This is a genomic window from Porphyromonas bennonis DSM 23058 = JCM 16335 (assembly GCF_000375645.1).
Lineage (GTDB): Bacteria > Bacteroidota > Bacteroidia > Bacteroidales > Porphyromonadaceae > Porphyromonas_A > Porphyromonas_A bennonis.
This window is the reverse complement of record NZ_AQWR01000086.1, coordinates 1-1,348: the sequence shown is the minus strand read 5'-3', so window position 1 is coordinate 1,348 and position 1,348 is coordinate 1. Positions and strand designations below refer to the sequence as shown.

Below are 1,348 nucleotides of genomic sequence, written 5' to 3'. Positions count from 1 at the left end.
GGTCTATGGGTCAAATTGCAGGGTGTGACCCTTTGCCCAGACTGATTGTATAAGGGCAATCGGACATTTCAAAGTTTTGAATGGACATTTCGACGAATGTTAATGCCCTATAGGTCAATTTGCATGGTGCGACATTGAGGTAATACTGATAAATACTAACTTGTAAGCGGTTTTAAAACTTCAAAAACGAGTTAGTTATGAGAAAAAGCAGATGCCCCATTTGTAGTTCTATTCATACCATTAAGTATGGTGTCCGCAAGGGAGTCCAAATCTATCGGTGTCAAGACTGTAAGTATCAGTTCAGAAATCAGAGACTTCCATCAAGCAAGGAGTTGTGGCATCTTTATCAGGATAGAAAACAGACTATAGCAGAGCTGGCAGAGGTGTTCGATACTAGCCCATCCACCATTAAGCGACGACTCTGTGAGGTTTCAATTGAGTGGGAGCAGCCACCCCTCAGCGGAGGTGGATATGTACATATTGATGCTACTTATTGGGGGCATAATTGGGGGATAATGTTGGCTATTGACTCATTCACAGGAAGACCTTTGTATTTATCCTTCATAAAGAATGAGACAATCGCGGACTACCAAGTGGCTATCGAGAGTATTCGAGAGAGAGGATATGAGATTAAGGGCATAATCATTGATGGGAAACAGTCTCTCTTTAAGTTGTTTTCAGCTTATAAGATTCAGATGTGCCAATACCATATGAAGCAAATAGTGAGACGCTATCTAACTCTTAATCCGAGACTTAAAGCTGCAAGAGCGCTCAAGGAATTGATGGATAGGCTAACGACTACTCCAAAAGAGGAGTTCGTCAAGAGCTATGAAGAATGGAAAAACACTTGGTCAGAAACGCTTCAAAGACGGTCTATTCTGAAGAATGGACAAAAGAGATTTAGACACCGACGACTTAGGTCTGCAATGAACAGTATAGACTATTATCTCCCTTACCTCTTTACGTATCAAGAGTGTACTGGTATGCCAAATACAAACAATAAGATAGAGGGTTCATTCACAGACCTCAAGAAGAATCTCAACAATCATAGTGGAATGTCAAAGGAGAATAAGAAACGCTTTATTTGTGGGTTTTTCTTGGCATGGAACAAGACTCTAAGCATGAAAGAAAAGCAGGATCTACCCTAACTGAGGGCAAATCCTGCTCATGCTTGTCATCTGTTACACTACTATTCCTCATGGAGTTGCTCCCCAGCAGAGCTCCACTACGCTTCATAGTGCCTTGTAAAGGTAACGAGAGAATTCTGCTTCACCATCAAAAAGCACCCTGCAATTTGACCCATAGAACAAAACTTCTTCAAAAAAACCTGCAAATTGACCTATACGCC

The 1,348-nt window shown here is 41.3% G+C and carries 1 protein-coding gene; it reads left to right on the top strand.

Features of this window, described 5'->3' with window-relative positions; all coding sequences use genetic code 11:
• Positions 1-197 precede the first annotated feature (197 nt).
• On the top strand, positions 198-1,148 hold the full coding sequence (locus B088_RS08170) for an IS256 family transposase, variant Zn-binding type (protein WP_026170572.1): 951 nt from the start codon (positions 198-200) through the stop codon (positions 1,146-1,148).
• The last annotated feature ends 200 nt before the right edge of the window (positions 1,149-1,348 follow it).

Coding starts and splice junctions, on each gene's coding strand:
- B088_RS08170 (WP_026170572.1), top strand. CDS start 198: ATGAGAAAAAGCAGATGCCCCATTTGTAGTTCTATTCATACCATTAAG.